25 protein-coding genes and 1 pseudogene are annotated in these 26,215 nt (G+C 65.8%); 19 read left to right on the plus strand and 7 right to left on the minus strand.

Features of this window, described 5'->3' with window-relative positions:
- Nucleotides 1-103: 103 nt before the first annotated feature.
- Both AC1DRD_RS21295 and AC1DRD_RS21300 read right to left on the minus strand, forming a co-directional pair.
- Nucleotides 104-2,464, minus strand: coding sequence for a putative bifunctional diguanylate cyclase/phosphodiesterase (locus AC1DRD_RS21295; RefSeq protein ID WP_478042937.1), 2,361 nt, complete (start codon nt 2,462-2,464; stop codon nt 104-106).
- Between the two features lie 169 nt (nt 2,465-2,633).
- Complete coding sequence (locus AC1DRD_RS21300) at nt 2,634-4,388, minus strand: fatty acyl-AMP ligase (RefSeq protein ID WP_478032591.1); 1,755 nt, start codon at nt 4,386-4,388, stop codon at nt 2,634-2,636.
- A 125-nt stretch (nt 4,389-4,513) separates the two neighbouring features.
- On the opposite strand from AC1DRD_RS21300, the gene AC1DRD_RS21305 reads away from it, so the two are divergent.
- The 5 genes and pseudogenes from AC1DRD_RS21305 to AC1DRD_RS21325 all read left to right on the plus strand — a co-directional run.
- Nucleotides 4,514-5,044: a regulatory protein RecX gene (locus AC1DRD_RS21305; protein WP_478032592.1), complete on the plus strand. Its 531-nt coding sequence runs from the start codon at nt 4,514-4,516 to the stop codon at nt 5,042-5,044.
- A gap of 79 nt (nt 5,045-5,123) precedes the next feature.
- Nucleotides 5,124-5,708 carry a cold-shock protein gene (locus AC1DRD_RS21310; protein ID WP_478032593.1) on the plus strand — a complete coding sequence of 195 codons (585 nt, stop codon included), beginning with the start codon at nt 5,124-5,126 and terminating at the stop codon, nt 5,706-5,708.
- Nucleotides 5,709-5,712: 4 nt separating this feature from the next.
- Entirely contained in the window at nt 5,713-6,210 is a 498-nt protein-coding gene (locus tag AC1DRD_RS21315) for a DUF192 domain-containing protein (RefSeq protein ID WP_478042938.1), read from the plus strand.
- Nucleotides 6,211-6,336: 126 nt separating this feature from the next.
- Entirely contained in the window at nt 6,337-6,729 is a 393-nt protein-coding gene (locus AC1DRD_RS21320) for an NADH:ubiquinone oxidoreductase subunit NDUFA12 (protein ID WP_066822722.1), read from the plus strand.
- 281 nt (nt 6,730-7,010) lie between these two features.
- Nucleotides 7,011-7,178: pseudogene (locus AC1DRD_RS21325) on the plus strand (DUF2155 domain-containing protein); the annotation flags it as partial.
- Between the two features lie 35 nt (nt 7,179-7,213).
- Here AC1DRD_RS21325 and aat read toward each other — a convergent pair.
- The 5 genes from aat to AC1DRD_RS21350 all read right to left on the minus strand — a co-directional run bounded on the left by aat (nt 7,214) and on the right by AC1DRD_RS21350 (nt 11,146).
- On the minus strand, nt 7,214-7,963 hold the full coding sequence (gene aat, locus AC1DRD_RS21330) for a leucyl/phenylalanyl-tRNA--protein transferase (RefSeq protein WP_478032595.1): 750 nt from the start codon (nt 7,961-7,963) through the stop codon (nt 7,214-7,216).
- On the minus strand, nt 7,960-8,670 hold the full coding sequence (locus AC1DRD_RS21335; protein ID WP_478042939.1) for a ParA family protein: 711 nt from the start codon (nt 8,668-8,670) through the stop codon (nt 7,960-7,962). The genes aat and AC1DRD_RS21335 overlap by 4 nt, the downstream gene beginning before the upstream one ends.
- A 93-nt stretch (nt 8,671-8,763) precedes the next feature.
- Entirely contained in the window at nt 8,764-9,150 is a 387-nt protein-coding gene (locus AC1DRD_RS21340) for a hypothetical protein (protein WP_478042940.1), read from the minus strand.
- A gap of 88 nt (nt 9,151-9,238) precedes the next feature.
- The gene (locus tag AC1DRD_RS21345; protein WP_478042941.1) at nt 9,239-10,597 is read right to left on the minus strand and encodes a DNA polymerase Y family protein; all 1,359 of its coding nucleotides are present in this window, start codon (nt 10,595-10,597) and stop codon (nt 9,239-9,241) included.
- A gap of 27 nt (nt 10,598-10,624) precedes the next feature.
- A complete protein-coding gene (locus tag AC1DRD_RS21350; protein ID WP_478042942.1) occupies nt 10,625-11,146 on the minus strand; it encodes a DNA-deoxyinosine glycosylase in 522 nt (173 codons plus the stop codon).
- A 59-nt stretch (nt 11,147-11,205) separates the two neighbouring features.
- Between AC1DRD_RS21350 and AC1DRD_RS21355 the strand changes: the two genes are divergently transcribed.
- The 14 genes from AC1DRD_RS21355 to murC all read left to right on the plus strand — a co-directional run bounded on the left by AC1DRD_RS21355 (nt 11,206) and on the right by murC (nt 26,205).
- The gene (locus AC1DRD_RS21355; RefSeq protein ID WP_478032602.1) at nt 11,206-11,472 is read left to right on the plus strand and encodes a hypothetical protein; all 267 of its coding nucleotides are present in this window, start codon (nt 11,206-11,208) and stop codon (nt 11,470-11,472) included.
- A gap of 280 nt (nt 11,473-11,752) precedes the next feature.
- Nucleotides 11,753-12,727 (plus strand): cysteine synthase A, encoded by a 975-nt coding sequence (locus AC1DRD_RS21360; protein WP_478042943.1) that lies wholly within the window; start codon nt 11,753-11,755, stop codon nt 12,725-12,727.
- A gap of 69 nt (nt 12,728-12,796) precedes the next feature.
- On the plus strand, nt 12,797-13,075 hold the full coding sequence (locus tag AC1DRD_RS21365) for a hypothetical protein (protein WP_066812803.1): 279 nt from the start codon (nt 12,797-12,799) through the stop codon (nt 13,073-13,075).
- Between the two features lie 331 nt (nt 13,076-13,406).
- On the plus strand, nt 13,407-13,892 hold the full coding sequence (locus tag AC1DRD_RS21370; protein WP_478042944.1) for a division/cell wall cluster transcriptional repressor MraZ: 486 nt from the start codon (nt 13,407-13,409) through the stop codon (nt 13,890-13,892).
- Nucleotides 13,889-14,836 carry a 16S rRNA (cytosine(1402)-N(4))-methyltransferase RsmH gene (gene rsmH / locus AC1DRD_RS21375; RefSeq protein WP_478042945.1) on the plus strand — a complete coding sequence of 316 codons (948 nt, stop codon included), beginning with the start codon at nt 13,889-13,891 and terminating at the stop codon, nt 14,834-14,836. The genes AC1DRD_RS21370 and rsmH overlap by 4 nt, the downstream gene beginning before the upstream one ends.
- The gene (locus AC1DRD_RS21380; RefSeq protein ID WP_478042946.1) at nt 14,836-15,438 is read left to right on the plus strand and encodes a hypothetical protein; all 603 of its coding nucleotides are present in this window, start codon (nt 14,836-14,838) and stop codon (nt 15,436-15,438) included. Before rsmH ends, AC1DRD_RS21380 begins: the two co-directional genes overlap by 1 nt.
- On the plus strand, nt 15,435-17,165 hold the full coding sequence (locus AC1DRD_RS21385; RefSeq protein WP_478042947.1) for a peptidoglycan D,D-transpeptidase FtsI family protein: 1,731 nt from the start codon (nt 15,435-15,437) through the stop codon (nt 17,163-17,165). Before AC1DRD_RS21380 ends, AC1DRD_RS21385 begins: the two co-directional genes overlap by 4 nt.
- Nucleotides 17,162-18,580 carry a UDP-N-acetylmuramoyl-L-alanyl-D-glutamate--2,6-diaminopimelate ligase gene (locus tag AC1DRD_RS21390; RefSeq protein ID WP_478032611.1) on the plus strand — a complete coding sequence of 473 codons (1,419 nt, stop codon included), beginning with the start codon at nt 17,162-17,164 and terminating at the stop codon, nt 18,578-18,580. The genes AC1DRD_RS21385 and AC1DRD_RS21390 overlap by 4 nt, the downstream gene beginning before the upstream one ends.
- Nucleotides 18,581-18,680: 100 nt before the next feature.
- Nucleotides 18,681-20,054: a UDP-N-acetylmuramoyl-tripeptide--D-alanyl-D-alanine ligase gene (locus tag AC1DRD_RS21395; protein ID WP_478042948.1), complete on the plus strand. Its 1,374-nt coding sequence runs from the start codon at nt 18,681-18,683 to the stop codon at nt 20,052-20,054.
- A complete protein-coding gene (gene mraY / locus AC1DRD_RS21400) occupies nt 20,054-21,133 on the plus strand; it encodes a phospho-N-acetylmuramoyl-pentapeptide-transferase (protein WP_478032614.1) in 1,080 nt (359 codons plus the stop codon). Before AC1DRD_RS21395 ends, mraY begins: the two co-directional genes overlap by 1 nt.
- Nucleotides 21,130-22,410 (plus strand): UDP-N-acetylmuramoyl-L-alanine--D-glutamate ligase, encoded by a 1,281-nt coding sequence (gene murD / locus AC1DRD_RS21405; protein ID WP_478042949.1) that lies wholly within the window; start codon nt 21,130-21,132, stop codon nt 22,408-22,410. Before mraY ends, murD begins: the two co-directional genes overlap by 4 nt.
- Nucleotides 22,407-23,630: an FtsW/RodA/SpoVE family cell cycle protein gene (locus tag AC1DRD_RS21410; protein ID WP_478042950.1), complete on the plus strand. Its 1,224-nt coding sequence runs from the start codon at nt 22,407-22,409 to the stop codon at nt 23,628-23,630. Before murD ends, AC1DRD_RS21410 begins: the two co-directional genes overlap by 4 nt.
- The gene (murG, locus tag AC1DRD_RS21415) at nt 23,627-24,790 is read left to right on the plus strand and encodes an undecaprenyldiphospho-muramoylpentapeptide beta-N-acetylglucosaminyltransferase (protein ID WP_478042951.1); all 1,164 of its coding nucleotides are present in this window, start codon (nt 23,627-23,629) and stop codon (nt 24,788-24,790) included. The genes AC1DRD_RS21410 and murG overlap by 4 nt, the downstream gene beginning before the upstream one ends.
- Nucleotides 24,787-26,205: a UDP-N-acetylmuramate--L-alanine ligase gene (gene murC / locus AC1DRD_RS21420; RefSeq protein WP_478042952.1), complete on the plus strand. Its 1,419-nt coding sequence runs from the start codon at nt 24,787-24,789 to the stop codon at nt 26,203-26,205. Before murG ends, murC begins: the two co-directional genes overlap by 4 nt.
- Nucleotides 26,206-26,215: the final 10 nt, after the last annotated feature.

The raw sequence follows: 26,215 nt of genomic DNA on the forward strand, positions 1-26,215 counted from the left end.
CCCCCACCCGACCTCCCATAGAATACCCTGATTGGGAGGTCGGGTGGGGGAGCGGGCCGGTGCCGCGAAATGCGCCTGCGGCGCATTTCCAAACCGCGGTTTGTCAGGCCGCGGCGGCTTCGCCGCCCCAATCGCGCGAAGCCAGCGCTCGCGCTTCGCTGACCGGCAGCGGCCGGCCGAAATAATAGCCCTGAACCTTGGTGCAGCCGAGATCCTGAATCAGCCGGTGCTCATCCTCGGTCTCGACGCCTTCCGCGGTCGTTGCCATACCCAAAGACTGGGCAAGCGCGACAACGGCGCGGATGATCGCGACCGGCTCCTTCTGACCCTTGGATGCGCCCTGGACGAAGCTGCGATCGATCTTGATCGTCGAAAAGCGGGTGCGCGCAAGATAGCCCAGCGACGAATAACCGGTACCAAAATCGTCGAGGCTCAGGCGCACGCCGAGATCGAGCACGCGTTCGAGCACCTGCACCGCCACGGTGCCTTCGCGCATGAACACGCCCTCGGTCACTTCGAGTTCGAGCCGCTCCGGCGGCAGCCCGCTATTGGCGAGTGCCGATGCGACCACCGACACGAACGCGGGATTGTGGAGCTGTTCGGGCGATACGTTGACCGCGACCCGCGTCGGCGACGGCCATCGCGACGCTTCGTCGCACGCCTGGCGCAACACCCATTCGCCCATTGGAACGATCAGCCGTGCGTCTTCTGCCAGGGGCACGAACTTGGCCGGTGAAATGATGCCCAGTTCGGGATGCGTCCAACGCAAGAGCGCTTCGAAGCCGGTGAGGCTGCCCGACCCGGCGACCACCACAGGCTGGTATTCGAGGTGCATCTCACCCTTTTCGAGCGCCTGGCGCAGCGCCATTTCGAGCACGCGACGCTCTTCCGCCTTGACGTGGAGCTGAGGCTCGTAGGTGTGGAAGACGCCGCCGCCGGCATCTTTCGACCGATAAAGGGCAAGGTCCGCCGAGCGGATCAGCATTTCGGCGGTGCGGCCGTCGCGCGGGCCGATCGCGACGCCGACCGACGCACCGATATAGAGCGTGTGCGCATCGACCTCGTATGGCCGCGACAACATCTCGATAATCGCCTGTGCCAGCTTTTCGACGCGGGCCGTGTCGGACGCGTCGCGTACCACCACCGCGAATTCGTCGCCGCCGAGCCGGCCCACGACCTCATTGTCGCTGACCAGATGGCCGAGCCGTTCCGAGACGCGCCCGAGCAACCGATCGCCGACCGGATGGCCGAGCGAATCGTTGACCGCCTTGAAGCGATCGAGATCGATCATCATGAACGCACAGCGCGTGCCCCATTTCTCCGCCTCGGCCATCGCGCGGCCGAGTTGCTCGTTGAGGTGGAGCCGGTTGGGCAGGCCGGTGAGCATGTCGTACCGCGCCATGCGGTTGATCTTGTCGGCCGATTCGCGCTGGGCGGTGACGTCGGATCCCACGCCGCGGAAGCCGATAAAGGCGCCGTCGTCATCGTGGCGCGGGCTGGCGGCAAGCGCGAACCATCTTTCGGCCTCACCGACCTGCACGGGCAGCAGGATATCGCGAAACGGTTCGCGATTCTTGAGTTTGTCGGCGAGCATGCGCAGCCCGGACGAGAAGTCGCCGCTTTCCCAATGGACGCCGGCCAGCGCCTGGAGCAGCGGCATGCCGTTGATCTTCACCGGATCGAGATGGACCGAGCGCGCGAAACGCGGGCTGGCGCGCACGATGCGCCGGGCGCTGTCGGTCTCCCACAGCCAGTCGCCATCTTCTTCTTCGAATTCGCGGAGCAGCAGGCTGACGGTTTCGTCGCGTTCGGACAGACCGATTTCGTTGGCGCGGATCACCACCAGCGATTTTCCGCGCTGGAAACAACTGACCATCAGCAGGACGACGAACAGCATCGACGCCGCGGCCAGCAACGGGCTGCCGATCAATACCAGCATGACGGCAATGGCGGTGCCAAGGATACCGAGGAAGCTCAGCGTCGCCAGCGGTAGCGCGGCCATTGCCACAGCCGATGCAGTGAGCATGACCGACAGTACGATCCACAACCCCATCGCGGTACCGATGTCGACGCGTGACCCCAGCGCCAGCGGTGGAATCGACCAGACCGACGCGAGCGCGATCCCTTCCAGCACGGTATCGCGCACATCGCCGAGGGTCGCGGAATTGGCGTCGCGATGGCGCGAGGCGAGGCGCCGCATCGTCACGCCGACCCCGACCAGGCCGGTCAGGACCGCCCAGCCGATCAGCATTTCGCGCGGCACCTGGCCGTCGAACATCATGACGACCAAAGCCGCGCCGATCAGGTTGGCGCCGAGCAGGAACAAGGCGAGCTGGCGTCCGGCGTGCAATTGCGCCGCCCGGATCGGACCCCAGTCGGTGGTGTCCGCCGGATCGTAGAGACCAAGCAGCGCGCGGACGTCGATCCGCGGGGTGGCGAATTGGGAAGAGGGCTCCGTGCTCACCCCCTGCGGATAGCGCCTACAGGGTTAGCGAAGGGTTAGGCGCACGCAGGATTTTTTTGCGAATTCGCCCCGAAATGGAGAGCAATCGTCGCGACCGAGCCGCCAAAACTGTGGATAACCCCGCTCGATTGATCGAGATCAGCTCGTATTTTGCCGGCCCGCTACGGCTTCAGGCGGCGATCGCGTATGGCTTGATCTCGCCGGCGAGGTACAGATTGCGCGCTTTCGCCCTGCTCAACTTGCCCGAACTCGTGCGCGGCAGCGTGCGCGGCGGGATCAGTTCGATCACGCAATTCATGCCGGTAACCGACCGCACCCGCTCGCGAATCTCGTCGCGCAGGCGCAGGCGTTCGGCTTCGTCGGACGTCCGGCACTGGACCAGGACGGCCGGCGTCTCTTCACCGCCCGGCGTGGTGATCGCGAAGGCGGCGATATCGCCCGCCTTGAAGCCGGGCAGCTGCTCGACTGCCCATTCGATGTCCTGCGGCCAATGGTTGCGGCCGTTGACGATGATCATGTCCTTGGCGCGGCCGACAATGTAAATATAGCCGTCCGACATATAGCCCATGTCGCCGGTATCGAGCCAACCGTCCTGCATGCAGGCGGCGGTCGCTTCGGGGTCGCGGAAATAGCCGACCATCACCGACGGCCCCGCGCACCACACCTTGCCGATCGCGCGTTCGGGCAGCGGCGTGCCGTCTTCCTCGCGAATCTCGATCTTCATGTCGCGCGCCGGTTTGCCGCAATTGACGATCGCGCGATACCGCTGCGGGCGATCGTGGCGGCCTTCCTGGCCCGACAGCTGGGTTTCCTCGACCAGTTCGACGCGGATGCCTTCGCCGGGCGGCATGATCGATACCGCGAGGGTCGCCTCGGCCAGGCCATAGCTCGGCAGGAACGCGGTCGCCTTGAACCCGGCATCGCCGAATGCGTCGACGAACGACTGCATCACGTCGGGACGGATCATGTCGGCGCCGTTGCCCGCCACGCGCCAGCGCGACAAATCGAATCGATCCCGCGCCTTGGTCTGGCTCGACATGCGGCGCGCGCAGATGTCGTAGCCGAAGGTCGGCGAATAAGAGAGCGTGGTGCCGGGATTGCGGCTGATCAGGTCGAGCCAGGCGAGCGGACGGCGGGCGAAATCCTCGGTCTTGAGGTAATCGGTCGATACCTGGTTGGCGACGATCGACAGGAAGCAGCCGACCAGTCCCATGTCATGATACCAGGGCAACCACGAGACGCAGCGATCGCCATCGCCGACATGCATGCCATGGCTGTGCGCGGCGAGATTGTTGAGCAGCGCATGATGCGTGATCGCGACGCCATGCGGAAAGCGCGTCGACCCGCTCGAATATTGCAGATACGCGATGTCCTCGCCCGTGGCCTGCGGCAATTCGGCGTCGGGAGCGGGGCGCTCGGCGAAGCTCGCCCAGTCGATTCCCTCGACATTCTGGATCCTTGCCGCTTCGGCGCACATCGCGCCGATCTCGGGCGGATAGATCAGCATCGTCGGGTCGCAGCTTCTCAGCTGGACCGACAGCTGGTCGATATAACTTTGCGCGCCGCCGAAGCTGGTCGGTAGCGGCAGCGGCACCGGCCAGGCGCCGGCATAGACCACGCCGAAGAACAGGCTGGCGAACTCGACACCGGTTTCCGCGATCAGCGCGATCCGGTCCTCAGGCTTCACGCCCGACGCGATCAGCCGGCGGGCCATCGCCAGCGCGTCCTGCCGCATTTCGGAAAAAGGATAAGCGCGGACCAGCGCGCCGCGCGGATCGTGGAAATTGAGCCCGCGCACGCCTTGCGCGGCATAATCCAGCGCTTCGCCCAAAGTCCCGAAATCGGCCAGTCGGCGCGGCAAGGCGTCGTCGGTCGGAGTCGGCGCCAGGCTCTCCGTTCGCTCGCCTACCACGTCAGTCGCCATGTCTAATGTCATCACTTTCGCGCCCATGTTCCTGCGGCTCTTACCGGCCGCTTCATGCCAGCGACGGCCCCCTGCCGCCCGCACGCGTTCAAATTCGGTTGTCAGTGTGGCACAAACATGGCGACATGGCCCGAGTTCCTCGTCAATCCGCCCCACCGCTCGACCGTTCGAGCCTCGAACGACTGGCATTGCGCTATGTCGAACGCTTCGCGACGACGCGCGGACGGCTGACCGATTATCTCCGCCGCAAGATCCGCGAGCGGGGCTGGGACGGGGAAGCCGCCGACCCGGCGGCGATCGCCGATCGCATGGCCGAACTCGGCTATATCGACGATCGCGCCTGGGGAGAGGCCAAGGCGAGTACGATGGCGCGGCGCGGATTGGGGGCTCGACGCGTGGCAGGCGTATTGCGCCAGGCCGGTATCGGCGGCGACGATGTTGACGCTATCGCGCCGGCGGTCGCCGATCGGTCGGTCGACGCCGCGATCGCTTATGCGCGTCGGCGTCGGATCGGCCCGTTCGCCGACCAGCCGGGCGATCGCCCGACCCGCGAGAAGCATGTCGCGGCGCTGCTCCGCGCTGGCCATTCGTTCCAGCTGGCTCGCGCGCTGGCCAGCATGAATCCGGGCGATGATCCCGTTAAGCTGCTCGAATAGAACGATCCCGAAACGAGCGGCGCTAAGCCTTTGGCTTTCATCGTGATCGTGTTACACTGGTTGTTCGCAGGGGGTGACTGTGCGCGTAGAATCGCAGCTGGAGACGGGCGACCGCCCGCTGGAGCCGTTGGAGGAGGTTGACGTCGGGGCGCTGGCGGACGGCGAATCGCACCATCGTGGCGTCGTCAAATGGTTCGATGTCACGCGCGGTTTCGGCTTCCTGGTCGATGACGATCAGGCCGGTGATATCCTCATCCATTTTTCGGTCCTCCAGCCGCATGGTCGGCGCAGCCTGCCCGAAGGCGCGCGGGTCGATTGCATCGCGGTCCGCCGCGACCGCGGCCTGCAGGCAAGCGCGATCCTGGCCATCGACCTGTCGACCGCGATCGAGCCGCCGCCGCGCGTCCGTCCCGATGCCGATCGGGTCGATCCGGTCTCCATGCTCGACCAGGCCGGTCCGTTCGAACCGGTCGCGGTCAAATGGTTCAATCGCCTGAAGGGCTATGGTTTCCTGGTGCGCGACGCCGACTCGGCCGATATATTCGTGCATATGGAAACGCTGCGCCGAGCCGGTCTGCATGAGGTGGAACCCGAGCAACGTCTGAGGGCGCGGATCGTTGAGGGCCGCAAGGGCCCGTTGGCGGTCATGGTCGAACAGGACTGATTTCATGAAATTTGCTGTTGGATTGCTGGCGCTGGCCGCCGGCGTGGGTGGGGCTGGCTGGGCCGGTTATAGTTGGTACGCGTCGCCCTCGGCCGATGCCAGCGCCAACGCAGCCAAGACGATCGCGCTGACCGTCGCCAGCAGCAACGGCACTCACGCTTTCCAGGTCGAGGTCGCCAAGAGCGCGGCCGAACAGGAAAAGGGCCTGATGTTCCGGACCGACATTCCCGACAATGGCGGGATGCTGTTCTGGCCCTATCCGGCTGGCGGCGGCGCGCCCAAGGAAGCGAGCTTCTGGATGAAGAACACGCCGAGCCCGCTCGACATCATCTTCATCCGCGCCAACGGCACGATCGCGCGCATCGCGGAAAACGCGATTCCCGAAGATGAGACGCCGATTTCATCGGGTGAGCCGGTCGGCGCGGTGCTGGAGCTCAAGGGCGGGCGCAGTTCCGAGCTGGGGATTGCCGAGGGCGACAAGGTAACCTGGACCGGCAAATGACTCCTCAGCACCCCGGCGTAAGCTGGGGTCTCGGGCGGCATCGCCTCATCGCCAAAGATCCCAGCTTTCGCCGGGATGACGACGGCAGGCGTTGAACGCCGGACCGTCACCCGCTAAGCGCGGCCTATGGGTATCAATCTCAATCCCTTCACCTGGTGGACCGGCGCGACCTGGGGCACGATGGTCGGCCTGCTCGGCAAGGAACGCGTCGGCGAGGATGACCTCGGCAACGTCTATTACCGGGGTGGCAAGGACACTAACGGCAACCCGCGGCGCTGGGTGATCTATAACGGTGCGAACGACGCCAGCCGGGTGCCGCCCGAATGGTTCAGCTGGCTGCATCACCAGATCGATGATGTGCCCGATCGCGCGCTACCGGCGCAGCGTCGCTGGGAAAAGCCCGCCGTGCCCAATCTGACCGGGACCGCTCTGGCCTATCGGCCGCCGGGCGCGCTCGAAAAGGGCGGGCATCGTGCGCCTGCCACGGGTGATTACGAAGCCTGGACGCCGGAAGGATGAACTGGCGCCGCGTCGGCGGTATCACCGCGCTGGTGGCCGGAATCGGCGCGGCCGGCTGGGCTGGCTATAATTGGTACGAGACGCCGACGGCGCCGCCGCCCGACGCGGTGGCGACCGCCGCGCCGACCGCGCTCGACGATAGCGGCCAATCAGGTGGCGTCGAGACGATCGACGTATCGGGCGATGCGACCAATCCGACCCAGGGCGCGACGCCGATGAACCAGCGCGTCGCGACACTCGGCCTGCTCAACAAGCGCAACAGCCAGACGCGCGATCTGACGATGAAGCCCGGCGAGGCGATTCGCGTCGGCAATGCCATCGTCCGCCTGCGCGCGTGCGAGGAAACCGCGCCTTGGGAAGCCGAGCATTATACCGGTGCGTTCGTCCAGCTCGACATCGAACAGACCGACAAGCAGTGGAAGCGGGTATTTTCGGGCTGGCTGTACAAGGAGCGGCCGAACCTGAACGTCGTGATCGATCCGATCTACGACGTCTGGGTCAAGAGCTGCACGATGTCCTTCCCCAAAGGCGGCGCCGACACCGTGACGGCGCCGACCGAATCGCCCAAATCGGGCAGCCGGTCGAGCGCGCCGAAATCCCCCGCCGCGGCGCCCGACACCGCAGCGCCGAGCGAACCGTCGATCGCCGCGCCCAGCAACGCGACATAATCGCCCCGGCTGATCTCGATCGCGCCGAGCGAGGCGAGATGGGGCGTCATGAATTGGCAATCGAGCAGGGTGAACCCGCCCACGCGCAGGCGCGCCACCAACCAGGCGAGGGCCACTTTTGACGCATCGGTCGCGCGGCTGACCATCGATTCGCCGAAAAACGCCTTGCCGAGCGCGAGGCCGTAGAGACCGCCGATCAGCTGATCGCCGTCCCAACATTCGATCGAATGCGCGCGGCCCTGATAATGAAGCGTGGTGAACACGCTTTCGATCGTGGTGTTGATCCATGTCTCCGGCCGGTCAGCGGCGCTTTCGGCACAGAGCGCGATCATGTCCTCGAACGCGGCGTCGGCAGTGACGCGGAACCGGTCCGAGGCAATCACCTTCCGGAGCGATTTCGACAGATGGAACCCGTCGAGCGGCAGGATCGCGCGCTTGCGCGGTTCGACCCAATAGACTCCGGCCGCGTCGCGCGCGTCGGCCATCGGAAAGACGCCGACGGCATAGGCCCCCAGAACGAGATTGGGATCGAGAACCTCATAGGACGGCTCTGGAGGCGGCTTCATCGCGCCAGCCACTTCTCGATCGTCTGCCACAGCGTGGCGAATGCGTGCGCCGCCGCCGAGCTTCCGGCGAATTGACCCACCGCCGCGCGGCGATCGCCCATCTGTTCGACGATGCTGGCCATCGGGATGATCGGCCAGTCGGGATGTGCCGCCACCGCTTCGCCGTGCAACCGGCGGCGGCGATCGACCATGACATGGACCGGCAGCACCTTGGCCTTGCCCAAGGACGCGGCCATGTCGTCGAAGGCGCGTTGCGACAGCGGCGAGGGGATGACCGGCACGACGATCAGGTCGGCGGCGCGGATCACTTGTTCGCTGGTTTCGGTGAGGCCGGGCGGGCAGTCGAGGATCACCCGGTCATAATCCTTGCCCAATGACGCCAACAGCTTTTGCAGCCGCTTCTTCTTGTCGAGTTCGTGGAACAGCAGGTCGAGCCCGCGCAGCGACGCGTCCGCGGCGATCACGTCGAGTCGCGCGATCGCGGTAGCCCGGGCGAGCTTGCTCGGCTCGATGTCTTTGGTGAACACCGACTGCGCATCGGCTTTAGATTTTTTGGTCGGGAGCAGGAAACTGCTGGCCGCCTGCGGATCGAGATCCCAAAGCAATGTCCGGCGCGACGAGAGGGTGGCGGCGGCCCAGGCTAAATTGACCGCCAGCGTCGTTTTGCCGACGCCGCCTTTCAGGCTGTAGATCGCGATCGTTGCCATGCCGCTCCCGTTGGGCGATGATCGGCAAGGTGCCCAATCTGGGCAGTTGATGCAACAGCGGTCCGCGCCGAAACGCGGACCGCCGGGTTGGAGTTACGCGTCGCAGGTCTGGGCGGGCTTGCCCGGAGCGGTCAGCTTGATCGATTTGGGCGTGCCGGACACTTCCCAGCCGCCGTCGGCGACATAGGGCTTGCCCGCTTCGGGCGCCTTCAGCACGACGGGCTTGGCGTCCGCAGGAGCCGACACAGTCAGCTGCTTGTCGCCTTCGAAAAAAGTCACATGCGCCAACGTGTTATCGCCATGACAGCGCATCGAGACCTCGGCCTTGATCGCCGGCGGAAGCTCGAATTTCGGCTTTTCGGCGACCGTCTTGTTCTCGACGGTGGTCGAGTTCTCGACAGTCGTGGCGTTGGTCTTGGATTGACAGGCCGTCAGCGCCAGAAGCGCTACGGCGGTTGCGGGGAGAAGGGGGGTCTTCATAGGCTTTCGCGCTTCGCGCACGCAGCAGCGAAGGTCAAGATGTAACCATTTTGGGCCGTTCCGGGCATGATGCGTTGCAACAAAAGTGTCATTCGTGAAATTCGTCCATATCCGGGATACGGCCGAACGCAATTTTCGTACCGACGCGATCGATCCGTCCACCGTAAAACGGCCCGAGCGACACCGCGTGGCGGCCGAATTTCTCGTTGAGCCGGTCCATCGCTCGGCTGAGCGCCAGCCCGCGCGTCTCGCGCGCCAGCGGGTCGTCGGGGTCGAGATGCTCGAACAGCGATCCCTGTTCGCCGGCGACCGGGACGATCTCGTTGAGCGTCACGCCGATCATCCGCACGCGCAGCGAACCGTGACGCTGTCGCCCTTCTTCGGCCAGCCGGGGAAACAAGGCATCGAGCGCAGCAAGCACCTGGAAACTGTCCTGCGTTGGCGCCAGGCGGCGGCTGGTCTGCCATACGATTTTGTCCTGCTCGAACCGGACATGGAGCACCAGCAGGCGCGCCGCATAGCCCTTGCGCCTGAGCCGGCTCGCCGCCTTGAGCGCCAGCCGCCGCGCGGTCAGCCGCACCGGCTCGAGCCCGCGCTTGCCGGGCGACAGCACGTGGCTGTGGCCGATCGACCGCGTTTGGGTCGCCTTGTCGGGCAGGTCGACGCCGTGGAGCAGATACCATAATCGATCGCCATTGGTGCCGCCCCAGGCGGTGCCGGCGTCGCGCGGGCGGCGCTCGCAATATTGACGGATATCGTTGACTCCGTCGCGCGCCAGCCGGCGCTCCATGTTCGCGCCGATCCCCGAAATGTCGCGCAACGCCAGTCCGAATAGCCGATGCGGCAATTGCTCGGCGGTCAGGACGATCAGCCCGTCGGGCTTCTGCATGTCAGAGGCGAGTTTGGCGAGCAGCCGGTTGGGCGCGATCCCGACCGACGAGGTCAGGCACTCGCCGACATTGGCACGGATCCCGGCCTTGATCCGCCGCGCCAATGCCATCGCCTGGTCGGGCGAATTCTCGTTGTCGAGCAGGCGGCACGCGACTTCGTCGATCGAACAGACGCGCGTCACGGGGATGTGCTTCCAGATTTCCGCGATCACGGCGTCGTGGAACTCGACATATTTGTCGTGGCGCGCGGGCGCGATCAGCAACTCGCGGCACAACCTCTTGGCTTCCCACACCGGCGTGCCGGTGGTGATGCCATAGCGCTTGGCTTCGACCGAGGCGGCGATCGCAACCGTGGTGTCGGACCCGACCGGCGCGACGATCACCGGCTTACCACGCAAGGCGGGGTCGAGCTGCTGTTCGACGCTGGCGAAATAGGAGTTCAGGTCGAGGAACAACCAGCGCAGCGGGCGCGGCGGCAAGGTCAAGTCGACCGACACGCCATATGCGTCGGACGGGGCAGGGGAAAGCGATTCGGCCAGCGCCATGGGGCGGAACATTATCAGAACATTGGCGCGTGAAATAGCTCAGAGATAGGCACGGAGCGCCGTCCAAGCGCTCTGCTTCGCCGCAAGGCCTATCGTGTGGAGCGGGCTGCTCGACGGCAATGCGATCAAGTCATATCGCCGAGCGTGCTCCTCCATCAGCCGTCGGCCGATCTTGTATGCGGTGCCGCCATTGAACGCGATCGCGCGCAATCGAGGCAGCGACGCGGCGAGATGCTCGAGATCATTGGGCGCATGATCGCGGATCGCGGCGTCGCTGCTGCCGGGGCGAGTGGCGGTCGCGACGACGTCCCACAGGCCGATATGCGCGTCGAGGAGCGTTGCGAGCCGATCCTCATAGTCCAAGGCTGCCAGATCGCGCCCGACCACGGGGGAGAGCAGGCGCCAGAACTGGTTCTGCGGATGCGCATAATAACGTTGCGCGGCGAGGCTGCGGTCGCCGGGCAGGCTGCCGCAGATCAATAACCGCGTTCGCACGTCGACGACCGGCGGGAAGGAGCGTTTGAGTGTCACGGCGTCAGTGTAGCGCGGCCCGCCAGACACGTCCCGCCTTGACCGCGCGGGCCGATCGGGTGACGATCTCTCCAATCAGGGAGATGGGCATGAAGCGAGTGCTGTTGGTGGGCGTGATCCTGAGCATGCTGGCGGGATGCGGCGGCAGCCCGGCGGCGGTCGGGCAGAATTCGGCCGATTCGATCACCACTACAGCGGTTGGGAATGTCGTCGCGACCGTGCCGAGCCCGACGCCGACGCCCACAGCGAATGCTGCGGCGGCGGCACCCGACAACGGAGCGATGTCCGACGACAGCGCCGCGTCCAACGACACCTCGGCAGATGCCGCGGCGAGCAGCGACGCGCACCAGGAGTAACGCTGAAACCCCTCTCCCCCGTGGGCGCATCGGGCCGCTCGGCGTTAGCCGAGTGGGAAGGTAAGGGGGCGAGCCGCAGGCTCGCGCGGCGCGAGCGCGCCGCCCCCCCCGCGGCGCTAGCGCGCCGCCCCCTCATCCAAGCTTCGCTAGGCAGCAGGCTGCCAAGCTTCGCTATCCTTTTCCCACAAGGGGAGAAGGAAGAGGACACACACAACAAGGAATTGCCTCCCACGCAGCAGCGATTGCTTGCCCGCGCCGCGCGCCGGTTTATCTAGGTGCCATGCCCATCACGCCCGACACCCTGTCGCTCATCGGCCATACCCCTCTCGTCCGGCTCAAGGGGCCGAGCGAAGCGGCTGGCGCCGAGATTTTCGGTAAATGCGAATTCGCCAATCCCGGCGCGAGCGTGAAGGATCGCGCCGCGTTGTTCATCGTCCAGGACGCCGAAGAGCGCGGGCTGATCGCGCCGGGCGGGACGATCGTCGAGGGGACGGCGGGGAATACCGGTATCGGGCTGGCGCTGGTCGCCAATGCCAAGGGCTACAGGACGATCATCGTCATGCCCGAGACGCAGAGCCGCGAGAAGATGGACACGTTGCACGCGCTCGGCGCCGAACTCGTGCTGGTGCCGGCCGCGCCTTATTCGAACCCAGGCCATTTCGTGCATACCAGCCGGCGCATCGCCGAAGAGACGCCGAACGCGATTTGGGCCAATCAGTTCGATAATATCGCCAACCGCAGGGCGCATATCGTCGGCACCGCCGAGGAGATCTGGGACCAGATGGATGGGCGGATCGACGGGTTCACCTGCGCGGTGGGGACGGGCGGGACGCTGGCCGGCGTTGGGCTCGGCCTCAAGTCGCACGACGAGAACGTGACGATCGCACTCAGCGACCCCGATGGCGCCGCGCTCTATTCCTATTACGCCTGCGGCGAACTCCGCAGCGACGGATCGTCGGTGGCGGAAGGGATCGGGCAGGCACGGATCACCGCCAACCTGGAAGGCGCGCCGGTCGACACCCAATTCCGCATCTCGGACGCCGAAGGATATCATTGGGTCAGGCGGCTGCTCGACGAAGAAGGGCTTTGCCTGGGCCTGTCGTCGGGGATCAATGTCGCCGGTGCCGTCGCGCTGGCGAAACAATTGGGCCCGGGCAGCCGGGTCGCGACGATCCTGTGCGACACGGGATTCCGCTACCTTTCAACGCTCTACAACAACGACTGGTTGGCATCTAAGGGATTGGTTCCCGCCTGATGCGGTAGACCGTGGCACCAGCAAGGTCGACAAACGCCTCGCGATGCGTTACATAAATGCCACACAAGTATGAAAACACTGGTTCGCGACAACATTCAAACGATGCAGCGGGTGAAGGTCGGCATGATCGGCCTTGCGGCGGTATTGCTGATGATCGGCATCGCTGCGACCCTGTTCGCGATCGTCAGCCGGGAACGTCCGCTCAATGCGGTGGGCGCGCCCAAGGTCGATGTCGCCGCCAACCTTGCCGCGTCGAACAGCACCGCCCCGATCGATACCGCGACGAGCGAACCGCTCGCCGAAATGGGCGTTGCTCCGGCGGCATCGCCCACTCCCGCCAAGCACTGATGGTCGCCTCCCTGCCGGGAAGCGATGGGAAATCGCCCCAAAGCGGGGCTGAGTCGGGCCGATTCCAACATTTCAAGCCTTTGCTGGTGCCTTCAAGCGCCAGAAGGGCAGGCTATGGTTAAAGAAACTTTCATAGTGTTTGTAATAGCTTAGCTGTACGAGTCCAATTTCGGCCCATCAAACACCAAAAATTCCCATTGAATCCCATCCGGTGGCTTGATACGCCCGTCATCGGAAGTGGGGCGTTTTTACCCGTTGATTCTGATCACCGCGGCGCGAGCGAGGGCTCGTTCCGCGAACGGGAAAACGCATGTCTGGTTCGGGGCGATCGGTGGCTGGGAGCAGTATCTATACGGGAACGGCGCTGCAGCTTGTCGATGACAAGAACCGCGTTTCCATACCTGCCAAGTTCCGCGACGCCGTCATCGACAACACGCCGCCCGAGCGCTTCAAGAAAGGCCCGTTCGTCCTCATGGGTCAGCACCCCGAGGCGAAGTGCCTGATCGCCTACGACCAGGGCTATGTCGACGCGAAGCTGGCCAAGGCCGCGGCGGGCGATAACGACCCCGCGTTCAACGTCCTTCGCGTCATTGCCGGCGGCGCCGAGGAAGTCGGCTTCGACAGCACCGGCCGCGCCGTCATCATCAACTGGATGAAGGAAGAGGCGGGCATCGCCAAGCACGCTTTCTTCTACGGGTCGCTGACGCATTTCGAGATCTGGGATCCCCACACCCTGCTCGCCGCGACCGACGACCAGGCCGCCCCCGTCCTCAAGCGCATCTGCCGCAACCTCATGCAGGAAAAGAACATCCTGTGAGCACGCCCACTCCCCATATTCCGGTGCTCATCGATGAGGTGATCGACGCTCTCCATCCCACCCCGGGAGAGCGTCATGTCGATGCGACCTTCGGCGCCGGCGGTTACACAAGGGCGATCCTTGCCACGGGCGCCGAGGTGGTCGCGTTCGACCGTGACCCCGATGCGATCGCCACCGGCCAGGACTTGGTCGCTGCGTCGGACGGGCGGCTTACGCTCGTCGAGGCGCCATTCTCCGCGCTCGAGTCCGAACTCGACGCCCGTGGCCTCGTCCCGGTCGATGGCGTCGTGATGGATATCGGCGTGTCGTCGATGCAGCTCGACCAGGCCGAGCGCGGCTTCTCGTTCCAGGGCGACGGGCCGCTCGACATGCGGATGAGCCAGTCGGGCGAGAGTGCCGCCGATTTCCTCAACAACGCCGATGAGAGCGACATCGCCGATGTCCTCTATCTTTATGGCGAAGAGCCCCGCTCGCGCCGCGTCGCCCGCGCGATCGTCTCCGCAAGACCCCTTACGCGGACTTCCGAACTCGCGACTGTGGTGCGTAAGGCGCTAGGCCATAAACCGCACGACAAGAAGGATCCCGCGACGCGGACCTTCCAGGCCGTGCGGATTCATATCAACCGGGAGCTCGGCGAGCTGGCCGATGGTCTCGCCGCGGCGGAGCGTGTGCTCAAGCCCGGCGGGCGGCTGGCTGTGGTGACCTTCCACAGCCTGGAGGATCGGCTGGTGAAGCATTTTCTGCGCGAACGGAGCGGCGCGATGCCGTCGGGTTCGCGGCATTTGCCGCCTCAGGCCGCTCCGGCCGAGGCGACATTCGAAACGATCGGGCGCGCGGTGCGCCCCAGTGACGCCGAGCTGGCGCGGAACCCGCGTGCCCGTTCGGCGACCTTGCGTGTGGCCAGGCGGACCGCGTCGGCAGCCTGGGTTGCGGGAGAAATGTGATGGTTGTGGCGCATCGATTTCGTTGGTTTGGCTGGTTCGTGCTGTGCGTGAGCGTGATCCTCGGCTGTTACCTCATGTCATCGCGCGTGGCGGCGGAACGCAACAAGCTCGCTGCGATCGAATCCTCGATCGCGCGGACGCAGCGCGACATCACCGCGCTCGAAACCGAATTCGACACGCGCGCCAGCTTCGCGCAGCTGCAGCGCTGGAACGGCGACACGCTCAAGCTGTCGGCGCCGACCGCCGGACAATATATCCGTAACGACGCCGAACTCGCCCAGGTCGATTTCAACGCGCCGGCACCGACAGGCGGCCCGCAAGTCCAGACCGCCGCGGCGGTCATCCCGAGCGCCCCTGTGATGCCGACCGAAGTGGCGGTCGCCGCTACACCGGCCGCGCCGGTGGCGAGCGCTCCAGCCAAGATGAAGGCGGCGGTCGCGATGGTTTCGGCGCCGGTCGGCGCGAAGCTCCAGCCCGCCGCGGCCAAAACGACGATCAAGGCGAAGCCGGCGACGGTGGCGCTGCTCGATCGTAAACTGCTCAGCGACACGACGTTGGGCTCGCTGTCGCGCGGCGCGCGTCGGGAGGATGGCGCGCGATGAGCAATCTGCTCGCACGACCGATCGCGCCGCGTCGTCTTGCCGACGAACGAGCGCTGGTTCGTGCGACCGCGCAAAAGCGATTGATGATCATGATGCTGCTCTACGGCGCAGCGATCGGGGTGGTCGTCGCCAAGCTCAGCTTTTTTGCGTTTTCGGCGGGGACCGCGACCGCGTCGACGATGGCCGACCGCGTTATCCGCGGCGATATCGTCGACCGCAACGGCGAGCCGCTGGCGCGCACGATCGACGCCTGGGCGATCGGTATCCACCCCGACCAGATTCTCGGCGATCGCCGTGAGATCGCGCAGCGTCTGGCCAATATCCTCGGCCTCGACGAAAACCAGATCTACGCCCGGCTGCAGGGCACCAGGTTCACCTATATCGAGCGCGACGCCTCGGCGTCGCTCGTCACCGAGGTCAACGCGATTGGCGAGCCGGCGATCGTGTTCGAACGCCAGCAGCAGCGACTCTATCCGCAGTCGGAACTCGGCGCGCAGGTGCTCGGCTTCCTCGACGTCAACAACAAGGGTGCGAGCGGGATGGAGCGCGCGCTCGATCTGCGGCTGACATCGCCCGACACCGCCGGCAAGCCGGTCGCGCTGTCGATCGACGCGCGCGCGCAATCGGCGCTCGAGAACGAGCTCGGCCAACAGGTCACCACCTTGAAGGCCAAGGGTGGGGCGGGCGTGGTGCTCGACGTTCGCACCGGCGAGATCATGGCGCTGGCGTCCTTCCCCACATTCAATCCCAACAATCCCGGCGCAGCGCCGAAACCGGCCGTGACCGAGGACGGCAAGCAGCTGCCCGGCCCGTTCTTCAACCGCGTGACCAGTGCGGCATACGAGCTTGGCTCGACCTTCAAGCCGATCACCATGGCCGCGGCGATCGACAGCGGTACCGTCACCTCGATGGCCAAGCGCTTCGACGCCACCCAGCCGCTGCAGATCGACGGCTTCAAGATCCATGACCATGATGGTGAGGGGCGCTGGCTCGACATCCCCGAGACTCTGATCCACTCGTCGAATATCGCCACCGCGCGGATTGCCGACGAAATGGGCGGCGACAAATTGTCGGCGATGTTCCGGTCCATGGGCTTCGACAAGCCGATGCCGTTCGAACTGCCGGCGCGCGGCCGGACGATGTTCCCGCAGAAGTTCAGTCGCGTGACGACGATGACCACCGGCTTCGGGCACGGCATCGCGGTGACGCCGCTGCACCTGGCCGCGGCCTATGCCGCCCTGGTTAATGGCGGCGTGTGGCGGCCTGTCACGCTGATGAAGGTTCAGCCCGGTGCCAACGTTCCGGGGCGGCGCGTGATCAGCGAACAGACCAGCTACCGCATTCGCCAACTGCTTCGGCTCGTGGTTACCCAGGGTACCGGCCGGACTGCCGATGCGCCCGGCTTCCGCGTTGGCGGCAAGACCGGCACCGCGGAAGTCGCGACGGGCGGCGGATATTCGAAGAAAGCCAACGTCTCGACCTTCGCAGCGGCTTTCCCAATGGACGCGCCGCGCTATGTGGTGATCGTAATGCTCGATTCGCCCCAGGGAGCCGTCAGGACCGCGGCCTATACCGCCGCACCGGTGGTCAACCGCTTCATCATGCGCGCCGGGCCGATGCTCGGGGTGATGCCCGACCCCTCGCGCGACATCAATGTCGACGAGCTGATGCCGCTGATCTGGCACCGCCCCGGCGAAAAGCCGCAGACGATGGCGGATCCCGAATGAAACTCGGCGGGCTGGTGACGGGCGGGGGCGACGCCAGCGTCACCGGCTTCGCGATCGACCACCGCAAGGTCGCGCCCGGCACGATCTTCGGCGCGTTCGAAGGCACGCGCGTCAATGGCGAGGACTTCATCCCGGCGGCGGTCGCGGCGGGTGCGATCGCGGTCGTCGCGCGTCCGGACGTCACTGTCGACGGGGCGCTGCACATCGCCTCGGACAATCCGCGCCAGGCTTTCGCGCATCTCGCCGCTTTATTCTTCGCGCCTTTCCCGGAAACGGTGGTTGCAGTCACCGGCACCAACGGCAAGACCTCGACGGTCGAGATGACGCGTCAATTGTGGCGGATGGCGGGGCATCATGCCGCGTCGATCGGGACGCTTGGCGTGACGACCTCGGATGACAGCGTCTCGACCGGTCTGACGACGCCGGATGTCGTCACGTTCCTGTCGAACGTCGCCGGGCTCGCACGCGAAGGCGTCACCCATGTCGCGTTCGAGGCATCGAGCCATGGCCTGTCGCAATATCGCACCGAGGGGCTGAAAGTGATCGCCGCGGCCTTCACCAACCTCAGTCGCGACCATCTCGATTACCATGGCGACATGGCCGCTTATCTGACGGCGAAGCTCAGGTTGTTTTCGGAAGTGCTCGATCCGGACGGTACCGCCGTCGTTTGGGCCGACGATCCGCAGGCCGCGCGCGTAGTCGATCTCGCCCATGCGCGGCGCCAACGTATCGTCACGGTCGGCGAACGCGGCGGCGCGCTTCGATTGGTCAGTCGCGACCCGACTTTGCTCGGCCAGGGCCTGTTGATCGAAGCCGAGGATCGCGAGCTGAAGGTCACATTGCCGTTGATCGGCGCCTATCAGGCGGCCAATGCGCTGACCGCGGCGGGGCTGGTGATCGCGACCGGCGGCGACGTTGCCCAGACCATCGCCAATCTGGCGCGGTTGCAGCCGGTGCGCGGACGGCTCGAACGCGCGGTGATCACGCGGACCGGGGCACCGGTCTATGTCGACTACGCGCACACGCCCGACGCGCTGGAGGCAGCGATCGCCGCGCTCAAGCCGCACACCGCCGGACGGCTGATCGTCGTGTTCGGCGCCGGCGGCGACCGCGATCACGGCAAGCGCGAGCTGATGGGAGAGATCGCCGTGCGCTACGGCGACCTGGTGATCGTCACCGACGACAATCCCCGCAGCGAAGACCCGGCCGCGATCCGCGCCGAAGTGCTCAAGGGTGCGCCTGGGGCGATCGAGATCGGCGACCGCCGCTCGGCCATCGCTTATGCCGTCGGGCAAGCGGGTGCCGAGGACATTGTGCTGATCGCTGGCAAGGGGCACGAACAGGGCCAGATTGTCGGTGACCTGGTGCTGCCATTCGACGACGTGAGTGTAGCGCGCGAGGAGGCGGCGGCGTGACGCGTGGCCAAAACCGGGCTGCCCGGTTAGAGGAGGGGATGCTTGCCACTTTCCTCGCAATCACCCTCTTTCGATCACCTCGTTCGGCCGGAGGAGCGCAATGACGCTCTGGACATCGGCCGACATCGCGACAGCCACCAACGGCGCCGCTTCGGCGGCGTTCGACGTTTCTGGCGTCACGTTCGATTCGCGTGAAGTGGGGCAGGGCGACCTGTTCGTCGCGCTGACCGGCGAGACCACCGACGGCCACAAATTCCTCGACCAGGCGTTCGATCGCGGCGCGTCGGGCGCGATCGTCAGCCAGGACACGCCGCATCCCAATGTCCGAGTGTCGGACACGTTCGCGGCGCTGGAGGCACTGGCCAAGGCGTCGCGCGCCAGAACGTCGGCGCGGATCGTCGGAGTCACCGGATCGGCGGGAAAGACCGGCACCAAGGAAGCCTTGTTCGCCGCGCTCGACCGCTCGCCGGCCAAGTCGGCGCATCGCTCGGTCAAGAGTTACAACAACCATACTGGCGTGCCGCTCAGCCTGGCGCGGATGCCGGCCGAGGTCGATTACGGCGTGTTCGAGATGGGGATGAACCATCCCGGCGAACTCGCGCATCTGACGACCCTGGTGCGGCCGCATGTGGCGATCGTCACCGCGATCGCGCCGGCGCACGCGGCGTTCTTTCCCGACGAAAGCGCGATCGCCGACGCCAAGGGCGAGATTTTCCAGGGCCTGGAGCCGGATGGGGTCGCGATCATCCCTTATGACAGTCCGCATCGCGACCGTCTCGCCGCGGCCGCCGCGCCCCATGCCGCGCGTACGGTCACTTTCGGAATCGACGAGGGCGCGGACGTCCGCGCGATCGAAGCGGTCAAGGCGGCCAATGGCGGCACTTTCGTCACCGCGCGGGTCGGCGGGCGCGAGCTCAGCTACACCGTCTCGCAACCCGGCAAGCATTGGGTATCCAATTCGCTGGCGGTGCTGGCCGCGGTCGATGCGGTCGGCGGCGATCTCGCCCTGGCCGGGTTGGCGCTTGCCGATCTCGGCGGGCTTGCCGGACGCGGCGCCCGCTTCTCGGTCGAGGTGAAGGGCGGCCGCGCGCTGGTGATCGACGAGGCGTACAATGCCAATCCGGCATCGATGCGCGTGACGCTCGCGGTGCTCGGCGAAGAAACCGCGACGCGCAAGATCGCGGTGTTGGGCGAAATGCGCGAACTCGGCGACAAATCGGATGAGTATCACGCCGCGCTCGCCGGCCCGGTTCGTGACGCTGGCGTCCAGCTGGTCATTCTCGTCGGCGAAAAGATGCAGCCGCTTGCCGAAGCGCTTGAGGGCCAGGTCGAAATCGTCCATGTGCCCGACGCCGCTGCCGCGCGCGACCGCCTGACGGCGACACTCGAAGCGGGCGACGCGGTTCTCATCAAGGGTTCGAACGGGGTCGGGTTGGCTGCGGTGGTCGCAGCGCTCGCCGGCGGGAAAATGTAATGCTGTATTGGATCGCGCAGGCGCTGGGTTTCCCGCACGTTCTCAACCTGGTCCGCTACCAGACCTTCCGCTCGGGAGCGGCGGTGGCGACCGCATTGCTGATCGGCCTGATCATCGGACCGCGCTTCATCGGCTGGCTGCGCGTGCGCCAGGGCAAGGGGCAGCCGATCCGCGCCGACGGTCCGCAAACGCACCTCGCCAAGCGCGGCACGCCGACGATGGGCGGGCTGATGATCCTGACCAGCATGACGATCTCGATCCTGATCTGGATGGACCTGACCAATCCTTATGTCTGGGCATGCCTGTTCGTGACCCTGGGATTCGGCACGATCGGGTTCCTCGACGATTACGACAAGGTGCGCAAAGCAAGCACTGCAGGCGTGTCGGGCAGGGTACGCCTGCTCGGCGAATTCGCCATTGCCGGCATCGCCAGTGCGATCATCATCCACACCAATACTGCCAACGGCACGCACCTCTATCTGCCGTTCTTCAATTCGGTGGTGATCGATCTCGGCTGGTTCTACGTCGTGTTCGCGGCGTTCACGATCGTCGCGTTCGGCAATGCGGTGAACCTGACCGACGGCCTCGACGGGCTCGCGACGATGCCGGTGATCATCGCCAGCGTCGCGTTCATGCTGATCGTCTATCTCGCCGGTAACGCGAAATTCGCCGATTATCTCGGCATCCCCCACATCCCGCGCGTCGGCGATCTCGCGATCTTCTGCGGCGCGATGATCGGCGCGGGGCTCGCCTTCCTGTGGTTCAACGCGCCGCCGGCGGCGGTATTCATGGGCGATACCGGCAGCCTGGCCCTGGGCGGCGCGCTCGGCGCGATCGCGGTCACCGTGCACCACGAGATCGTGCTCGGTATCATCGGTGGGCTGTTCGTGGTCGAGGCGATGAGCGTGATCATCCAGGTGTTCGTCTACAAGCGCACCGGCAAGCGCGTGTTCCGCATGGCGCCGATCCACCATCATTTCGAACAACTTGGCTGGCCGGAATCAACCGTCGTGATCCGTTTCTGGATCGTGGCTTTGGTTCTCGCGCTCGCTGGTCTGGCAACGCTGAAGCTGCGGTGATCACCAGTCCGTCCTGGCGCGGCGAACGCTATGCGGTGCTCGGGCTGGCGCGCTCGGGCCAGGCCACCGTGCGTGCGCTGCTGGCGTCGGGTGCTCAGGTCGTCGCGTGGGACACGGACGAGAGCAAGCGGACGATCGATGGGCCTGATTATGCCGATCCGGTCGAGATCGACCTGACGGGCTTCGCCGGTGTCGTCGTATCGCCGGGGGTACCGCTCAACCGTCACCCGATCGCGGCCAAGGCGCGCGGGGCGGGCGTGCCGGTGATCGGCGATATCGAACTGTTCGCCCAAGCGCGCGACTATCTGCCGTCGCACCGTGTCGTCGGCATCACCGGCACCAACGGCAAGTCGACCACCACTGCGCTGATCCATCACATCCTGGAGACAGCTGGTATTCCGGCGCGGCTTGGCGGCAATATCGGGCTGCCGATCCTGGGCGAGGAGCCGCTGCCGGTCGGCGGCGTCTATGTGCTCGAATTGTCGAGCTATCAGATCGATTTGACCTGCACGCTCGATTGCGATGTCGCGGTGCTGCTCAACATCACGCCCGATCATCTCGACCGCTACGATGGCTTCGATGCCTATGCCGCCTCGAAGGCGCGGCTGTTCGCGATGCAGTCGAAGGATCACGACGCGGTGATCGGGATCGGCGACGACGCTTCCGCAAAGATCGCGCGCGGCCTGTCGGCGCGTGGCGAGCATCTGTTCAAGATCGCGCCGGGCGTGTGCATGGACCAGTCGCGCTGGCCCTCGCTGCAAGGCCCGCACAATGCGCAGAATGCGCTCGCCGCGATCACTGCCTGCCAGGCGCTCGGCGTGGCGGAATCGGCGATCGACGCGGGCCTCGAAAGCTTCAAGGGCCTGCCGCACCGCATGGAGCGTGTCGGCACGGTCGACGGCGTCGCCTATGTCAACGACAGCAAGGCGACCAATCCGGACTCGACCGCCCCGGCGCTGGCGGCATTTGACGGCATCCACTGGGTTCTCGGCGGTCAGGCCAAGACCAAGGACCTCGACGCCTGTCGCCCCTCGTTCGGGCGTGTCCGCGCCGCCTATACGATTGGCGAAGCCGGGCCGATGTTCCTCGACCTGCTCAAGAACGACATTCCGACCGTTTATGCCGAAACGCTCGCGCATGCCGTCGAGCTGTGCCGCGCCGCCGCCAAGCCGGGCGAGACCGTCTTGCTGTCGCCGGCTTGCGCCTCGTTCGATCAGTTTCGCGATTACGAGGATCGCGGCGACACCTTCCGTGGACTGGTCGAGTCGCTGGCATGAACTCGCGGCCCGCCAAGGACGGATTCCTGACCCGGGTCGCGCGGCGCGGCGGCCGGTCGGACCGCTCGCCGCTCGGCGCGTGGTTCTGGGACATCGACTGGGTGCTGCTGATCCTGACTCTGTTCCTGATGGCGATCGGATTGGTCGCGGTTGCCGCTGCGTCTCCCGCATCGGCGCAGCGTTATTCAGACGCCACGCATCACATGCCCGCGCTCTATTATTTCTGGCGCCAGGTGATGTGGGTCGCGGTGTCGCTGCCGGTGCTGTTCATCGTCTCGATGCTGCCGACCGAGAGCGCGCGGCGGATGGCGCTGATCGGCTGCGCGGGATTCCTGATCATGCTGATGCTGGTGCCGCTGATCGGCGTTCAGGTGAATGGCGCGCGGCGTTGGCTCGGCGTCGGCGTCGCGCAATTCCAGCCGTCCGAATTCCTCAAGCCGTGCTTCATCGTCGCCGTCGCGTGGTTGTTGTCGCTCAAGAACAAGGAGCAGGGATTGTCGGGCGGCATGCTCGCCGCGCTGACCGGCGGATTGACCGCCTTGGTCGCCGCGTTGCTGATGCTGCAGCCCGATTTCGGCCAGACGGTGGTGTTCTGCGCGGTATGGCTCGCCTTGCTGCTGATCTCGGGGATTTCGGCGCGAGTGATCGGGGCGCTGTTCGGCGCCGCGTTCGTCGGCGTGATCTCAGCCTATCTCTTCTATTCGACCGCGCGCACCCGTATCGACGCCTTCCTGTTTCCGGACTCGACCGACGCCGCCGACCATTTCCAGGTCAATGCCGCCCGCGCGACGCTGACCGCGGGCGGCTGGTTCGGCACCGGTCCCGGAGGGGGACAGATGAAGTTCCGTCTGCCCGAAGCGCATACCGATTATGTCTTCTCGGTGATCGGCGAGGAATTCGGGCTGATCTCCTGCGCGATCGTCGCCGTGATCTTCCTCGCGATCGTTGTCCGCGTGTTCGTCAAGTTGCTGGATGAACAGGACGAATTCCGTGTGTTGGCCGCGTCCGGCCTGGCCATCCAGTTCGGATTGCAGGCGCTGATCTCGATGGCGGTGAATACCGGCCTGGCGCCGTCCAAGGGCATGACGATGCCGTTCATCAGCTATGGCGGATCGTCGATGATCGCACTGTCGATCGGGATGGGGTTGCTGCTTGCGTTTACGCGCCGGAACCCGTTTGTGAGCCGCTCACCCTATGTCGTGAAATGGAGCGGCGAATGACGAGAGTGCGGCAATTCGTTCTGGCCGCAGGCGGGACCGGTGGGCACATGGTGCCGGCCGCAGCGCTGGCCGCCGAGCTGAAGAAACGAGGCCACAAGGTCGATCTGATCAGCGACGAGCGCGGCGTGCGTTTCCCGGGCCTGTTCGACGGGATCGAGACGCACGTGCTCCCCGCGGGCCGCATGCAGGGCGGGCCGTTAGGCTGGTATCGCGCGGGCCGCGCGATGCTCGAGGGGCGCAAGCTGGCGATCAGCCTGTTCGAGAAGATCAAGCCGGCCGCGGTGATCGGCTTTGGCGGCTATCCGGCGCTGCCGGCGTTGCTCGCCGGGTTCAACCAGAAGGTGCCGACCGCGGTGCACGAGCAGAACGCCGTGCTCGGCCGCGTCAACCGGCTGGTGGCGGGGCGGGTCGATGCCATCGCCACCTCCTATGCCAAGGTCGACCGGCTGGCCGAAAAACATCGCGGCAAGGCGCACCTGACCGGCAATCCGGTGCGCGAGGACGTGCTGGCGCTGCGCGACAAGCCGTATCCGCTGCTCGAGGAGGACAGCATCTTCCGCGTGCTCGTCACCGGCGGCAGCCAGGGTGCCAGCATCCTGAGCAGCGTCGTGCCCGACGGGCTGTCGATGCTCCCGGTCAATTTCCGCCGCCGGCTGCAAGTGACTCACCAGGCACGGGTCGAGGACATCGACAAGGCACGGGCGAAATATGCCGAGCTGTCGATCGCCGCCGACCTCGCCACTTACCTGCCCGATCTGCCCGAGCATCTCGCCTGGGCGCATCTAGTGATCGCGCGTGCTGGCGCGTCGACGATTGCCGAACTGACCGCCGCCGGCCGCCCGGCGATTCTGGTGCCGCTGCCGAGCGCGACCGACGACCATCAGACCGAGAATGCGCGCGAAATCTCCGAAGCCGGTGGCGCGCGGACGATCCCGCAGAGCCAGTTCACCCCGGTCGAACTCGCCAAGCAGATGCAGAAACTCGGCCTCGATCCCGCCGCGCTGCAGAATGCCGCGGCGCGTGCCAGGTCGTGCGGCCATCCCGACGCGGCGCGCGATCTCGCCGATCTGGTCGAGGGGCTCGACCATCCTCCCGCTGACATTCCCGTCGGCAAAGTTCAAACCGCCGCTCCCGGCGGAGAGGCAGCAGCATTCGCATGACCGGGCTCAAGACCGATATCGGCGCCATCCACTTCGTCGGCATCGGCGGGATCGGCATGTCCGGCATTGCCGAGGTGATGCACAATCTCGGCTATAAGGTGCAGGGATCTGACGTCGCCGAGGGCTATGTCGTGCAAGGGCTGCGCGACAAGGGCATCGAGGTGAAGATCGGCCATGCCGCTGACAATCTCGGCGATGCCGCGGTCGTCGTCGTCTCGACCGCGATCAAGCGCGCCAATCCCGAAGTCGAGTGCGCGCTCGAACGCCGCATCCCGGTGGTGCGCCGCGCAGAGATGCTCGCCGAGCTGATGCGTCTCAAATCGACCGTCGCAGTCGCGGGAACGCACGGCAAGACCACCACGACGTCGATGGTCGCGGCGTTGCTCGACGCCGGCGGGATCGATCCGACGGTGATCAACGGCGGCATCATCAACAGCTATGGCTCGAACGCACGGCTCGGCGACAGCGAGTGGATGGTGGTCGAGGCCGATGAAAGCGACGGCAGCTTCCTGCGCCTCGACGGCACGCTGGCGGTGGTCACCAATATCGATCCCGAACATCTCGACCATTATGGCAGCTTCGACGCGATCAAGGACGCGTTCGTCCAGTTCATCGAGAACGTGCCTTTCTATGGCGCCGCCTTCCTGTGCCTCGATCATCCCGAAGTGCAGGCAGTGCTGCCGCGCGTCCGCGACCGCCGCATCGTCACCTACGGCTTCTCTACTCAGGCGGACATCCGCGGCGTCAACGTGACGCCGATCCCCGGCGGCAACCGGTTCGAGGCGATCATCCGTGGCCGCGACGGCACGACGCGCTCGATCGAGCATATCGAACTGCCGATGCCCGGCCGTCACAACGTCCAGAACGCGCTGTCGGCGATCGGCGTCGCACTCGAGCTCGGCGTCGATGACGCGACGATCCAGCAGGGCTTCGCCAAGTTCGGCGGGGTCAAGCGTCGCTTCACCAAGGTCGGCGAAGTTGCTTTTGCGGGAAATGGGGGCGCGGTCGTGATCGACGATTACGGCCATCACCCAGTCGAGATCCGCGCCGTGTTGTCGGCGGCGCGCGAGGGCGTCGCCAACCGCGTCATCGCGGTGGTTCAGCCGCATCGCTACACCCGTCTCGCCAATCTGATGGAGGATTTCCAACAGGCGTTCAACGATGCCGACATGGTTTATGTCACGCCGGTTTATGCCGCGGGCGAGCAACCGATCGAGGGCGTCGATGCGCAGGCTTTGGTCGATGGTTTGAAGCGCCGTGGTCACCGCGCGGCGGCGACAATTGGTTCGGCGGACGAACTCGCGAGCGAACTCGCGGGTGTCATCCAGCCGGGCGACATGATCGTGTGCCTGGGCGCAGGCGACATCACCAAATGGGCGGCGGGCTTGGCCGAGGGAATCGAGGCGGTGCGGTGACGGTCTGTTA

It is taken from the genome of Sphingomonas sp. P4_G2, assembly GCF_056401155.1.

Excerpts from the sequence above, each read along its gene's own strand:
- AC1DRD_RS21300 (WP_478032591.1), bottom strand. The coding sequence starts at position 4,388 with ATGGCGACTGACGTGGTAGGCGAGCGAACGGAGAGCCTGGCGCCGACT.
- AC1DRD_RS21305 (WP_478032592.1), top strand. The coding sequence starts at position 4,514 with ATGGCCCGAGTTCCTCGTCAATCCGCCCCACCGCTCGACCGTTCGAGC.
- AC1DRD_RS21315 (WP_478042938.1), top strand. The coding sequence starts at position 5,713 with ATGAAATTTGCTGTTGGATTGCTGGCGCTGGCCGCCGGCGTGGGTGGG.
- AC1DRD_RS21320 (WP_066822722.1), top strand. The coding sequence starts at position 6,337 with ATGGGTATCAATCTCAATCCCTTCACCTGGTGGACCGGCGCGACCTGG.
- aat (WP_478032595.1), bottom strand. The coding sequence starts at position 7,963 with ATGAAGCCGCCTCCAGAGCCGTCCTATGAGGTTCTCGATCCCAATCTC.
- AC1DRD_RS21335 (WP_478042939.1), bottom strand. The coding sequence starts at position 8,670 with ATGGCAACGATCGCGATCTACAGCCTGAAAGGCGGCGTCGGCAAAACG.
- AC1DRD_RS21340 (WP_478042940.1), bottom strand. The coding sequence starts at position 9,150 with ATGAAGACCCCCCTTCTCCCCGCAACCGCCGTAGCGCTTCTGGCGCTG.
- AC1DRD_RS21345 (WP_478042941.1), bottom strand. The coding sequence starts at position 10,597 with ATGTTCCGCCCCATGGCGCTGGCCGAATCGCTTTCCCCTGCCCCGTCC.
- AC1DRD_RS21355 (WP_478032602.1), top strand. The coding sequence starts at position 11,206 with ATGAAGCGAGTGCTGTTGGTGGGCGTGATCCTGAGCATGCTGGCGGGA.
- AC1DRD_RS21360 (WP_478042943.1), top strand. The coding sequence starts at position 11,753 with ATGCCCATCACGCCCGACACCCTGTCGCTCATCGGCCATACCCCTCTC.
- AC1DRD_RS21365 (WP_066812803.1), top strand. The coding sequence starts at position 12,797 with ATGAAAACACTGGTTCGCGACAACATTCAAACGATGCAGCGGGTGAAG.
- AC1DRD_RS21380 (WP_478042946.1), top strand. The coding sequence starts at position 14,836 with ATGGTTGTGGCGCATCGATTTCGTTGGTTTGGCTGGTTCGTGCTGTGC.
- AC1DRD_RS21385 (WP_478042947.1), top strand. The coding sequence starts at position 15,435 with ATGAGCAATCTGCTCGCACGACCGATCGCGCCGCGTCGTCTTGCCGAC.
- AC1DRD_RS21390 (WP_478032611.1), top strand. The coding sequence starts at position 17,162 with ATGAAACTCGGCGGGCTGGTGACGGGCGGGGGCGACGCCAGCGTCACC.
- AC1DRD_RS21395 (WP_478042948.1), top strand. The coding sequence starts at position 18,681 with ATGACGCTCTGGACATCGGCCGACATCGCGACAGCCACCAACGGCGCC.
- mraY (WP_478032614.1), top strand. The coding sequence starts at position 20,054 with ATGCTGTATTGGATCGCGCAGGCGCTGGGTTTCCCGCACGTTCTCAAC.
- AC1DRD_RS21410 (WP_478042950.1), top strand. The coding sequence starts at position 22,407 with ATGAACTCGCGGCCCGCCAAGGACGGATTCCTGACCCGGGTCGCGCGG.
- murG (WP_478042951.1), top strand. The coding sequence starts at position 23,627 with ATGACGAGAGTGCGGCAATTCGTTCTGGCCGCAGGCGGGACCGGTGGG.
- murC (WP_478042952.1), top strand. The coding sequence starts at position 24,787 with ATGACCGGGCTCAAGACCGATATCGGCGCCATCCACTTCGTCGGCATC.